The following is a 12,576-nucleotide window of genomic DNA, read 5'->3' as shown; positions in this document are numbered from 1 at the left end:
TTATTTCTTCGCTAAAGCTTTCTCAATATCTGCTTCTAAAGCTTCGGGTTTCGTCGTTGGTGCATAACGTCCTAGAACCTCACCATTACGTCCAACCAAGAATTTGGTGAAATTCCACTTAATATTACGACTCCCCAAAATACCTTTGGCTTCTCGTGTTAAAAAACGAAAAATCACATGCGCCTCAGGTCCTTTTACATCAACCTTGGCGAACATCGGAAAATTCACACCATAATTACGTTGGCAAAATGTTCCGATCTCTTTATTGGTGCCCGGATCTTGTCCGCCAAACTGATTACATGGAAAACCAAGAACCTCTAAGCCTTGAGATTTATATTTTTCATAAAGTTTCTCAAGCCCTGCAAATTGTGGTGTGAAGCCACACTTACTGGCTGTATTAACAATCAGCATGACCTTGCCTTTATAATCAGCGAGCGCTTTTATGTCTCCCTCTAATAATTCAGCTTCAAACTGATAAATATTACTCATGGATAGGTTTCCTCGTCATTCTTTTCTTGTGTTTTAAGTTGTAATGATGCCGAATTTACGCAATAACGTAGACCAGTCGGTTGTGGGCCATCCTCAAAAACATGCCCTAAATGTGCGTCGCAATCATGGCAGACTATTTCTGTTCTGACCATACCATGAGACAAATCTTCGTGTTCTTCTACTGCAACGCTATCAATTGGCCGATAGAAACTAGGCCAACCACATCCACTGTCAAATTTTGTTTCAGAAGAAAATAATTCAGCGCCACAACAACGACATACATACACCCCATGTTGCTTATTATTCCAATATTGACCTGTAAAAGCAGGTTCTGTACCTTTCTTACGGGTAATACGATATTCTTCTGGCGATAGCTCTCTTTGCCATTCTCGGTCAGTTTTATTGACTTTTCCCATGACAGATTCCTTCTTATTTCACTATTTAAAATAGAATAATCCTATATTTACGTCATTCATTATAAAATTTCTAGTCTTAACGAAATAAGTTACAAAACACCCATAATTAGAAAGCAAAAAGAAAGCATATTAATAAAATATAGTGAGCAATTTTATTTAACATGTGCTTTCAAGAAAGCAAAAACAATGTTAACCTTATTTCTATTCTTGCTTGAGATTAAAAAATGTCGCAAAAAAAAAGCGTTATTTTTAAAAGTCTACTGCCTGTGATTAAACAATATCAACAGGATGGATTTACGCATGAAAAAATTGTCACATTGCTTAGAGATCAACATGATCTTGATTTAGTCACAACTGAAACATTTAAAAGTTATTTATATCGCTATGCCAAAGTGAACCCCACTCTTTCCGAGAACACCAAGATGAATAACACGATTCAAACCCCACGAGAAATCAAAAAATCTTCTAAGCTCGAGCATGTTTGCTACGACATTCGTGGTCCTGTGTTACGAGCCGCCAATGAAATGGAAGAACAGGGTCATAAAATCATTAAATTAAATATTGGTAACCCTGCACCTTTTGGTTTTGAAGCGCCGCAAGAGATCATCAATGATGTCGCTTTAAACTTGCCAAATGCAATTGGTTACACGGATTCAAAAGGGATTTTCCCTGCGCGTAAAGCTATTTGTCAGTATTACCAACAAAAAGGCATATTTGATATGCACGTCAATGATGTGTATGTCGGCAACGGTGTCTCTGAACTGATCGTGATGGCCATGCAAGGCTTACTGAACGATGGCGATGAAATGCTGGTACCCATGCCCGATTATCCACTATGGACCGCCGCAGTAAACCTATCTGGTGGTACCGCCATTCACTATAAATGTGATGAAGAAAACTATTGGTATCCTGACATTGCGGATATGGAGAGTAAAATCACGCCGAACACGCGTGGGATCGTGGTTATTAACCCGAACAACCCAACAGGTTCAGTCTATCCACGACATGTTCTTGCACAAATTGTTGCGTTGGCAAAGAAATACGATTTGATTTTATTTGCGGACGAGATTTACGACAAGATTATCTATGATGGCATTGAGCATGTAGCCGTAGCTGCTTTGGCGGGTGATCAATTATGTGTTTCGTTCAATGGTTTATCAAAAGCCTATCGTATCGCAGGTTACCGTGCAGGTTGGATGGCGATTACAGGTAATAAAGCACGCGCAGCAGATTATATTGAAGGCTTAGACATGTTGGCATCTATGCGTTTATGTGCCAACCATCAAGCGCAATATGCTATTCAAACGGCTTTGGGCGGTTATCAATCGATTAACGACTTAATTCGTCCGGGTGGTCGTCTGTATGAACAGCGAAATATTGCTTGGGAAATGCTCAATGAAATTCCGGGCGTGAGTTGTGTGAAACCTGAAGGTGCGATGTATTGTTTCCCTCGACTTGATCCTGATGTTTATCCAGTTGAAGATGATGAGGCTTTAATGTTGGATTTATTGAAAGCTGAAAAAGTATTACTGGTACAAGGAACAGGGTTTAATTGGCCGACACCAGACCATTTCCGTGTGGTATTTTTACCCGCAGAAAATGAACTACGAGAAGCAATTAACCGCTTAGGTCGCTTCTTAGCCACGCGTCGTTAATCAATAAAATTAAGAGCAATGTCTAAGCTAGACATTGCTTTTTTTATTTTAGACTACTCCGTCTGTAATTTGGAAAAATCGCACCAAGATGATGCAAAACCATGTGTTGCATTACAACTTGATTACAAACAACTGATATTGTTCGTTTTAATCCACTATTCAAACACTATTAATAAAATTATCCATTCAACTATTCGAGCAACTATTAGCCCTCGAAGCGCACCCCAATAAAAAATAAAATGCCAATGATTTAACGACTAAAAATTCAAATAATAGTCGCAATGTCTGGCATAGGCATTGTGTTTCAATGGAAGATAAAATACAGGATTGTCATTAATGATTAATAGAACGGTCAAATCATTAGGGTTAGCCTTAACTCTACTTGCTGCATCGGTTTCATTGTATGCAAAAAACAATGTGGTAGTCATCGCAACAGGCGGCACAATTGCTGGTGCAGGCGCGAGCTCTACCAATAGTGCGACCTACACAGCAGCAAAAGTCCCTGTCGATGCATTAATCAATGCTGTACCGCAAATCAAAGATTTAGCCAATGTAAGTGGTGTACAGGCGTTACAGATTGCCTCAGAAAGTATTACAGATAAAGAACTATTGTCTCTTGCACGACAAGTCAACGATCTAGTCAAAAAACCATCAGTGAATGGCATCGTAATTACACATGGTTCTGATACGCTTGAAGAAACAGCGTTCTTCCTAAACCTTGTTATTCATACCGACAAGCCAATTGTTTTAGTGGGTTCAATGCGTCCTTCAACAGCTCTTTCTGCTGATGGCCCACTCAATCTTTATAGCGCTGTTGCCCTTGCTTCATCAGATGAAGCTAAGAATAAAGGGGTGTTGGTTCTTATGAATGACTCTATTTTTGCTGCACGTGATGTCACCAAAGGTATTAATATTCATACCAATGCTTTCGTTAGCCAATGGGGCGCATTAGGTACTGTAGTCGAGAAGAAACCGTATTGGTTTAGAAACACATTAAAGCGTCATACCACGTCATCTGAGTTTAATATTGAACACATTAAAGGCGATCAACTCCCTGTGGTTCAAATTGTCTATGGTTCTGACTCTATGATTCCAGATGCGTATGTTGCATATGCAAAAGCAGGCACTAAAGCAATCGTAAATGCGGGGACTGGTAACGGTTCAGTTGCGAGTTACATCGTGCCTACTTTAAAACAGTTGCATGATGAGCAAGGAATTCAAATTATCCGTTCATCTCGTGTCGCTCAAGGATTCGTTTTACGCAATGCTGAACAACCAGATGATAAATATGGTTGGGTTGCTGCACATGACTTAAATCCACAAAAAGCGCGTCTTTTAGCGGCACTTGCACTCACGAAAACCACGGATGCAAATGAGATTCAACGGATGTTCTGGCAGTATTAATTTCTCTTTCTAATTTGACAAACCGATGTATATGCATCGGTTTTTCTTTTTTTGCTTCCGATAATGTCTTATTGCAAAAATATTAGACAGCTGTCAAACACAGAGCGTGCTAGAATAATCGACGGTCGTGTTAAGGATAGATTTATGCAGTTTGTTCATCTTGGTATTCATACAGAATTTTCGATTACGGAATCGATTGTTCGCATACCTGATTTGGTCAAAGTTGCAGTAAAAGATGAAATGCCTGCACTGGCACTTACAGATTTATCTAACTTACATGCTGCTGTGAAATTTTATGAGGCTTGCCTAAAGAAAGGTATTAAACCGATTCTTGGCAGTGTGATCCGCTTAAATGATGCTGAACATAGAGCCACGTTATTAGCGATGAGCAATACAGGTTGGAGGAGTCTAACCGAAATCGTTTCTCGAGGCTTTATCGAAGGTCAACAGCTCAGCATTCCCTGTGTAAAAAAAGATTGGATACTCGAACAATCTGAAGATTTAATCGTATTACTCGGGCAACGTAGTGATGTCGGGCAAATGCTCTGCTCTTCTAACCCACAAAAAGCTGAACCCTTATTAGAAGCGTGGATCGAAAAGTTTGGTAACCGCGTCTATTTAGCGCTCACACGAACTGAACGTGCTGGTGAAGAAGATTTTATTCAGCAGGCCCTCAAACTTGCAGAAAAATATCAAATTGGTGTGGTTGCACACAATGATGTGCACTTCATCGAACAACATGATTATGATGCTCACGAAGCGCGTGTTTGCATCGCCGATGGTTATGTATTGGGTGATAATAAGCGCCCTAAAAACTTTAGTTCAGAACAATACTTTAAAACTGGCGAACAAATGTCTGAACTATTTTCAGACATTCCGAGTGCGATCGCTAACAGTTACTACATCGCGCAACGTTGTAATGTCGCGTTGCAATTGGGTACTTATTTCTTACCCGACTTCCCGATTCCAGATGGTTATACCATTGATAGTTACTTCGAACATTTATCTCGTGAAGGCTTAGAAGAACGTCTTAATCATCTTTATCCGATTACAGAGCGCGATGAAGACTGGGCGGAAATTCGCAAGCCCTATGATGAGCGAATTAAGTATGAAGTCGACATTATCCTGAAAATGGGTTTCCCCGGATATTTCCTGATCGTCATGGACTTTATTCAATGGGCCAAAAATAATGGTGTGCCTGTTGGTCCCGGACGTGGTTCGGGTGCTGGGTCTTTGGTCGCATATAGTTTAAAAATTACCGATCTTGATCCCCTGCGTTATGACCTTCTCTTTGAACGTTTCTTAAATCCTGAACGTGTCTCAATGCCCGATTTCGATGTCGATTTCTGTATTGCAGGTCGTGACCGTGTCATTGAATACGTTGCTCAAAACTATGGCCGTGAAGCAGTTTCACAGATTGCCACGTTCGGTACGATGGCTGCAAAAGGTGCGATTCGAGATGTCGCACGTGTATTGAGTAAATCGTATGGTCTAGCCGATCGTATTTCAAAAATGGTACCAACCAAACCGCTTGGTGTTGATTTGGCAACAGCCATCGACATGGAACCGCAACTTAAAGATATTGTCACCAATCCTTCAAATCCAGATCATGACGACGCCGCTGAGATTTGGGAAATGGCGCTCAAACTCGAAGGGATCACGCGTAACACTGGTAAACATGCTGGTGGTGTGGTGATTGCACCGGGAAAAATTACCGACTACTCAGCTGTTCTGTGTGAAGCTGATGGTACTGGCCGTGTTGCGCAATATGACAAAGATGACGTTGAAGCCGCTGGTCTGGTTAAGTTTGACTTCTTGGGTTTACGTAACCTGACCGTAATCGAAGATGCTGTTCAAAATATCAACAAACGAATCAAATCGGCAGTTCCTTTAAATATTGTTGATGTGCCATTGGATGATAAAGATGCCTATCTTGTATTTGCCAATGCAAATACAACTGCGGTGTTCCAGTTTGAATCCGTCGGCATGAAAAAAATGCTGAAGGAAGCACGACCAAGCAAATTTGAAGAAATTATTGCCTTCGTTTCCTTATATCGCCCAGGTCCAATGGATCTTATTCCAGACTTTATCCATCGTATGCATGGCGGTGAGTTTGAATATCTGCATCCTTTACTTGAAGGCGTATTAGAACCAACCTACGGTATTATGGTTTATCAAGAACAGGTGATGCAGGCTGCACAGATCTGTGCAGGCTATACGCTTGGTGGTGCAGATTTACTCCGTCGTGCGATGGGTAAAAAGAAACCTGAAGAAATGGTAAAACAACGCCAAATCTTTACCGAAGGTGCAGGACAAAAAGGCATTGATGTCGCAACGGCCAACCATATCTTCGACTATATGGAAAAGTTCGCAGGTTATGGTTTTAACAAATCCCATGCCGCAGCATATGCCTTAGTTGCCTACCATACAGCTTGGTTAAAAGCGCATTACCCTGCTGAGTTTATGGCGGCGGTACTGTCATCGGAAATGCAAAATACCGACAGCATTGTATTTTTAATTGATGACTGCCGTAATAATAAGTTAGAGGTGCTTCCACCTTCGGTAAATATGTCGTTGTATCACTTCCATGCCAGTGATGAACAAACCATTGTGTATGGACTAGGTGCGATTAAAGGTGTTGGCGAACAGGCGATGCAGTCTGTAATCGACTCGCGCACAAAAGAAGGTCCTTACAAAGATTTATTTGATTTCTGTCATCGTATTGATCTAAAGAAAATCAACAAACGTACCTTAGAAGCTTTGATCCGTGCAGGTGCACTGGATTGTTTAGGTATTGAACGTTCAAGCCTCATGGCACAACTCCCTGAAGCTGTGCAAGCGGCTGAACAAGCCCGAAGCAACCGCGAAACGGGGATCATGGACTTGTTTGGTGAAGTTGAAGAAGTTCAACGAAAACCGGCCAAACCCGTTAAACCTTGGGCGGATGAAGTTCGCCTAAAAGGTGAAAAAGATACGCTTGGTTTATACTTAACAGGTCATCCAATTGATGTCTACCGCCCTGAATTAAAATCATTTGTACCTGCCAAACTCAATGAACTCACACCAACACGTCGTGGTGTTACTACTGTTTTTGCTGGATTGGTTGTCGATATTGCAAACTTCCCAAACCGCATTATGATCACTTTAGATGACGGTACAGCACGTGTTGAGATCAGTTGCAATCATGAACGTTTCCAACGCTACAAAGAGATCGTTCGCTTAGAACAGGTTGTAGTGATTGAAGGTGAAATTTACGAACGCGAAGGTTTTGACCGTCCAATGGCGCGGTTAAGCAAGGCGTTTAGTTTAAATGAGATTCGCCAAAAACGCGCTCAGAGTATCCAAGTTCGCTTAAGCCACGATTTAATGACAAAATCATTGGCAAAAGATCTGCAAACACTGCTTTTACCCTATTGTAATATTGATATGTGCCAACATATTGGCTTACACATACAAATTGAACAAAGCTTTGCAACTGCAGAATTACACTTAGGCGCACAATGGAAAGTTGCGCCGCTAGATGAACTGCTAGCAAAGTTACGCGATTATTTTGGAAAAGATGCAATTTTCATTGAATATCAAGTGAAATCCAAAGCAGCAAAAGTCGCTGAAGCTCCGAAAGTCAGTGTTGTTGCCCCACCACCTGAAAATATGTCAATGGATGAAGCTTTAGATCTTTATCAAACTGAAATCTCTCAATATTCTTAAATTTGGATAATATATGAACCTGTTTGACTCAAACAACGTGTCCAAACATTTGGATCATGTGCGTATTGTGATGGTCAATACCACACTACCTGCAAATATTGGTAGTGCGTTACGTGCAATGAAAACTATGGGTTTGTCTAAACTTGTATTAGTTGCGCCCAAGACTTATCCGCATCCAGATATTGATGCGTTAGCCGCAGGTGCACAAGATTTAATTGAACAGATCGAAATTGTAGATACCTTAGAACAAGCGATTCAAGACTGTCACTTGGTGTTTGGTACCAGTGCACGTAGTCGTACGATTCCTTGGCCACTACTCGATGTTCGCCCTGCTGCAAAAGAAGCATTGCAAGCAGCAAAGCAACAACAGAATATTGCGATTGTCTTTGGTCGTGAAGATCGTGGCTTAACCAACGAAGAATTGGCTTTGGCAAATTATCATTTAACCATTCCTGTTGATCCTGAATATGGTGTTCTCAATGTGGCTCAAGCCATTCAGGTGGTTTGTTATGAGTTACGTATGGCTGCACTTGAACAAAATACTCAAGCGCTCAACATGCCAGATGACCACATGCAACTCAAACAACAACAAAGTATGCAGTGGGATGAACCTCTCGTAAATCAACAGCAAATGGAAGAGTTTTACCCCCATTTAGAAAAAATGCTCACAGAAATTGAGTTTTTAGACCCAAATAATCCCCGTTTACTTCCATTACGCTTGCGTCGTTTATTTGGAAGGATACAATTAGATCGTATGGAATATCATTTATTACGCGGAATATTTAGCCGAGTGCAAGCACTTGCGAATGGTTCGTGGAAAAAAAACACGAAGGAGGATCAGTCCAATGATTAAACAGCTCAAAGAAGATATCGAAGCTGTATTTGCACGTGATCCTGCTGCACGCAATACACTCGAAGTTCTGACCACTTATCCGGGTATTCATGCATTGATTATGCATCGCATGGCACATGAGTTATGGAAAAAAGAATATAAAGGCACTGCCCGCCTGCTGTCGTCTTTTAGTCGATTTGCAACAGGTATCGAAATCCATCCAGGTGCGAAAATTGGCAAACGCTTCTTCATAGATCATGGCATGGGTGTTGTGATTGGTGAAACTGCTGAGATTGGTAATGATGTTACCCTCTATCATGGAGTCACCTTAGGGGGGACCACATGGAACAAAGGTAAACGTCATCCTACTTTAGAAGATGGTGTTGTGGTTGGTGCAGGTGCAAAAATTTTAGGACCTTTTACGGTACACAAAGGTGCAAAAGTTGGCTCTAATGCGGTCGTGACAAAAGAAGTCCCTGCGGGTGTAACAGCCGTGGGTAGCCCAGCTCGCTATATTTTCAAAGAGCCAGTAACAGTAGAACAAACAGAGCAAGAAGCACTGCGTCGAGACTATGCTGAGAGTATTGGGTTCGAACCATATGCAACAACTGAAGAGCAAGCAGATCCTATTTTAGAAGGTATTCGAGTTCTACTAGATCGTATGCAGAAAAATGAAAAACGGATGAATACGCTTTGCCAAAGACTCTCGCTACTCGACCCAACATTTAAAGGTCAGAATTCTAAAACCCAACCGTTTAGTAAAGAAGAGTTAAAAATCATTGAAGAAGTTAGACGTGAATGTGAAGCACAAAGTATTCCATCAAAAACGGAGTAAATTATAAAAATACAACATCTCATACATTGCAAGTTGGTTTCGCTTTTCCTAGACTAGCGAAATCAATCTCTTTTATCACCTTACTAAAATTAATGGATGTAGATCATGAATTTTAAGCCTTTGGCATTACTCGTACTTTCAACCTCATTTCTAACGGCATGTGGTATTGCTCCAACAAAAAAAGAAAGTGTTGCTGAACCATTTGTATTTAAAGAACCTGATCCTACTCCAGCTTTCTATGCTTTAAATCCAATCCAGTATGATGCACCGCCAAGTTTTGAATTGGCAATTAAAGATGCCACAGCTCAACCAGTAACCAAAATGGTCGTTTCATTACAAAATGATCCGTCTAAATCAATGACTTTGGATGTAAACAAACTCATTGTTCCAACGATTGATAGCAAACAACGTAGCATGAAATATGCCGTACTCGCTGGTGATAATGAAGTTGATGTCACTGAAATTGATGATTTCTTACAATTGGTTGAAGGTAAGGCACGCCATTACCCACCACGTTTCCCTGATCGTCAAGAACGCAAAGGCTATGAAGTTAAACTTAAAGAAATCACCCATAAACTTGATGCTTTAGCAGAAAAACCAAACGCATCATTTGATGTATTAACGCGTGCATTTAAAGCTAGCGTGATGGCCCGCAACTTAGATTTGGGTACATCTTATACTTCTAAATCTTTAAATTACGCGCAACGTATTCTTGCAATTAGTCCAAATGATCCCGAAATCAATTTCTGGTTCGGTTTTGGTTTATCTGAAGGTGGCGGTCAACGTGAAGCAATTCCGTATTTAGATAAAGCAATCAAAGGCGGAGTTCAAGAGGCTTATCTTTCTGCTGCTAATAACTATCTTTGGTTAGAACAGAAGAAAAATGCAATTCAAACCTTAAAGAACTATAAAATTAAATTCCCAGATGAAGCAGAAGTGGCTGATCGTTTAATTCGTGAAGTAGAATCTGGTAAACGCTGGAATGTTTGGCAAGTTATGAACTAATTTTATCTTCGCTTTAAATATAAATAGGCTGTCTGGTACAGCCTATTTTTTATTCATTGAAAAAACATCTTATTTCAGTATTATAACTATAACCATTTCCATGACCTGTGCTGATCCATGATGCAAGCATTTACCCCCAATAAACGTCTATTTGTTATCAGCTTACTCAGTACCCTCATGTTCAGTGGTTGTCAGGTTGTCAGCCTCAAAGAACAAGCATTGAATGTCACCATTGCCAATGAACGTAACAGCATTTTGACACAAAAAAAACTCAGTGAGGCCAGCCTCAATGTGCTTTCAATGTCGGGCAAAGCCGCTAAGATTTGTATGGAAACCCCTAATGAATGCGTCGCTGACCTACACGAAATCCCTCAGATATTGGATGAACAATTACTATCAACCGCAAGCGAGTTATACCTCGCCAAAGCAATGGCCTTATCAGAGTCATCTGAATGTAAAGTCAGTAAACTGACAAAGCATAAAGCTGAAGAAGAACAAAAAATTATCCAAAAAGCCTATGAACAATGTTTAGATCAAGAACTAGATGCTTTGGATAAAACGATTCGTTACAGCTATGCTTATTTATTTAAAACGACTCGCCAGCCCCAAGAACGCCTATTTGATAACCGCCAAGTACAAATTCGAGATTTTTATAACCAAGCTTTAGCTAGACTCGTACATGTACACAAAGTTAGACATCCTAAACAGGCATTTGAACCGACGATTAAAATCGGAAAAAGCACCTATTCACTCGATTTAAGAGAATATCAGCGTTTACAAAATGAAAGCCTAGAACAGTTTGTTTCTAGCTACAACATGAATTTTTCAGGCTTACGCGCACTTAACCGTCGTGATGGATTCGGCTCGGATTTTGTTGCAGTTTTTGCCAACTCAGATCGTAAGCATGATAATAAATATATTCTTGATCCATTAAATTATGCCTATCCTGATGGCGTAAATCCCAATATCCATCCAGCACGTTATTTAGCCTCAACTATTATTGCGCAACCAAAAAAACCCGCTGCGACTGTCAAAGATGTATTGACTAGTCCCGAGTTTGAAATTAAAGCTTATGACCCCTATAACACTGAAAAAGTAAATATTGCAGGTAAGCCCTACTCACTTGCAGCGAATTTCTCTGCACCATATGGACTTTGGTTAGCAGAAAATAATTTAGGTGCGGCAGCATATTTAAGCTTGATTGATCGAGATCAGCATTTAACTATGCCACATCTATACATGTTAGAACCGTATAATCCAAATAAGAAAATAATCGTGTTAGTCCATGGTCTTGCAAGTAGCCCAGAGGCTTGGATTGCTGTTACCAATGATATTATGGGTGATACTGTTTTACGTGAACAATATCAAGTATGGCAAGTTTTCTACTCAACCAATATGCCAATCTTAGAAAGCCGTTTTCAAATTTATGCATTATTAAAACAAGCATTTTCTTCATTAAATCCAAAAGATGCCGCGGCAAAAGATGCTGTTCTCATTGGTCATAGTATGGGCGGGATTATTAGTCGACTTCTGGTTAGCGATGTTGATCTATCCAAACAAGCGTTAGAAATGATGAGTAGTCGCCAACAAACTCAACTCAGAAAGCATCCAGTGATTAGTGAACGTCTCAAAATGAAGCCAATTACAAACTTTGATCGAGCCATTTTCTTGGCTTCACCACATCGTGGTACTGATTATGCCGATCGTTGGTTTACCTTAGCTGCGCGTAAAATCATTCGTTTACCCGCAACCTTCTTAACCACTTTGGCGGATACATTGACCAGTGATGATATAGAGCTTAAGGACTTTGTAAAAACGCTAACCAGTGATGTTATTCAAAATGGCCCAAGTGAATTAAGCAAAAAATCAAAATTCATGGAGCTGACCGCCGATATTCCACCTGAAAAAGGTTTAGTTTTCCATTCAATTATGGGCAACATTACCAAAAGTGACGATCCCAATATCATTACCGATGGCATCGTCCCTTATAAAAGTGCGCATTTAGATGGTGCGGTCTCTGAAAAGATCTTACCCGGTGGACATTCAATACAAGAAACACCTGAAGCAATTTTAGAATTACGTCGAATTCTGCGTCAGCATCTTGTTGATCATGGTTTATATAAACCTTAACGCAATAAAAAATGCCCAAACAAGTTTGGGCATTTTTATATTCACAAGCTCACGAACAATTAACTGCCAGAACGAATCATATAATCAAAAGCAGAAAGAGAT

General features: G+C 40.3%; 9 protein-coding genes. 7 read left to right on the top strand and 2 right to left on the bottom strand.

Annotation, left to right across the window (positions count from 1 at the left end):
* Both EXE30_RS15350 and msrB read right to left on the bottom strand, forming a co-directional pair.
* Entirely contained in the window at positions 1-489 is a 489-nt protein-coding gene (locus tag EXE30_RS15350) for a glutathione peroxidase (RefSeq protein WP_130163153.1), read from the bottom strand.
* Positions 486-905: a peptide-methionine (R)-S-oxide reductase MsrB gene (msrB, locus tag EXE30_RS15345; RefSeq protein WP_004671492.1), complete on the bottom strand. Its 420-nt coding sequence runs from the start codon at positions 903-905 to the stop codon at positions 486-488. The genes EXE30_RS15350 and msrB overlap by 4 nt, the downstream gene beginning before the upstream one ends.
* 224 nt (positions 906-1,129) lie before the next feature.
* On the opposite strand from msrB, the gene EXE30_RS15340 reads away from it, so the two are divergent.
* The 7 genes from EXE30_RS15340 (at position 1,130) to EXE30_RS15310 (ending at position 12,474) form a co-directional block, all read left to right on the top strand.
* Positions 1,130-2,560 carry a pyridoxal phosphate-dependent aminotransferase gene (locus EXE30_RS15340; RefSeq protein WP_004671494.1) on the top strand — a complete coding sequence of 477 codons (1,431 nt, stop codon included), beginning with the start codon at positions 1,130-1,132 and terminating at the stop codon, positions 2,558-2,560.
* 336 nt (positions 2,561-2,896) lie between these two features.
* Complete coding sequence (locus tag EXE30_RS15335) at positions 2,897-3,964, top strand: type II asparaginase (protein ID WP_130163152.1); 1,068 nt, start codon at positions 2,897-2,899, stop codon at positions 3,962-3,964.
* 144 nt (positions 3,965-4,108) lie between these two features.
* Positions 4,109-7,672, top strand: a complete 3,564-nt coding sequence (dnaE, locus tag EXE30_RS15330; RefSeq protein ID WP_130163151.1) for a DNA polymerase III subunit alpha — start codon at positions 4,109-4,111, stop codon at positions 7,670-7,672.
* 13 nt (positions 7,673-7,685) lie between these two features.
* The gene (locus EXE30_RS15325) at positions 7,686-8,525 is read left to right on the top strand and encodes an RNA methyltransferase (protein ID WP_130163150.1); all 840 of its coding nucleotides are present in this window, start codon (positions 7,686-7,688) and stop codon (positions 8,523-8,525) included.
* On the top strand, positions 8,518-9,339 hold the full coding sequence (cysE, locus tag EXE30_RS15320) for a serine O-acetyltransferase (RefSeq protein WP_130163149.1): 822 nt from the start codon (positions 8,518-8,520) through the stop codon (positions 9,337-9,339). Before EXE30_RS15325 ends, cysE begins: the two co-directional genes overlap by 8 nt.
* A gap of 105 nt (positions 9,340-9,444) precedes the next feature.
* Complete coding sequence (locus EXE30_RS15315; protein WP_130163148.1) at positions 9,445-10,344, top strand: ABUW_2363 family tetratricopeptide repeat lipoprotein; 900 nt, start codon at positions 9,445-9,447, stop codon at positions 10,342-10,344.
* 120 nt (positions 10,345-10,464) lie between these two features.
* Positions 10,465-12,474, top strand: a complete 2,010-nt coding sequence (locus tag EXE30_RS15310; RefSeq protein WP_171457387.1) for an esterase/lipase family protein — start codon at positions 10,465-10,467, stop codon at positions 12,472-12,474.
* The last annotated feature ends 102 nt before the right edge of the window (positions 12,475-12,576 follow it).

The organism is Acinetobacter halotolerans, assembly GCF_004208515.1.
GTDB lineage: Bacteria > Pseudomonadota > Gammaproteobacteria > Pseudomonadales > Moraxellaceae > Acinetobacter > Acinetobacter halotolerans.
The sequence above is the reverse complement of the archived record's forward strand: the minus strand, read 5'-3'. Positions and strand labels throughout refer to the sequence as shown.

Bases quoted from the DNA above. Each gene is read 5' to 3' on its own strand.
- EXE30_RS15335 (WP_130163152.1), top strand. From the start codon at position 2,897: ATGATTAATAGAACGGTCAAATCATTAGGGTTAGCCTTAACTCTACTT.
- EXE30_RS15350 (WP_130163153.1), bottom strand. From the start codon at position 489: ATGAGTAATATTTATCAGTTTGAAGCTGAATTATTAGAGGGAGACATA.
- cysE (WP_130163149.1), top strand. From the start codon at position 8,518: ATGATTAAACAGCTCAAAGAAGATATCGAAGCTGTATTTGCACGTGAT.
- EXE30_RS15315 (WP_130163148.1), top strand. From the start codon at position 9,445: ATGAATTTTAAGCCTTTGGCATTACTCGTACTTTCAACCTCATTTCTA.
- EXE30_RS15325 (WP_130163150.1), top strand. From the start codon at position 7,686: ATGAACCTGTTTGACTCAAACAACGTGTCCAAACATTTGGATCATGTG.
- EXE30_RS15340 (WP_004671494.1), top strand. From the start codon at position 1,130: ATGTCGCAAAAAAAAAGCGTTATTTTTAAAAGTCTACTGCCTGTGATT.
- msrB (WP_004671492.1), bottom strand. From the start codon at position 905: ATGGGAAAAGTCAATAAAACTGACCGAGAATGGCAAAGAGAGCTATCG.
- dnaE (WP_130163151.1), top strand. From the start codon at position 4,109: ATGCAGTTTGTTCATCTTGGTATTCATACAGAATTTTCGATTACGGAA.
- EXE30_RS15310 (WP_171457387.1), top strand. From the start codon at position 10,465: ATGCAAGCATTTACCCCCAATAAACGTCTATTTGTTATCAGCTTACTC.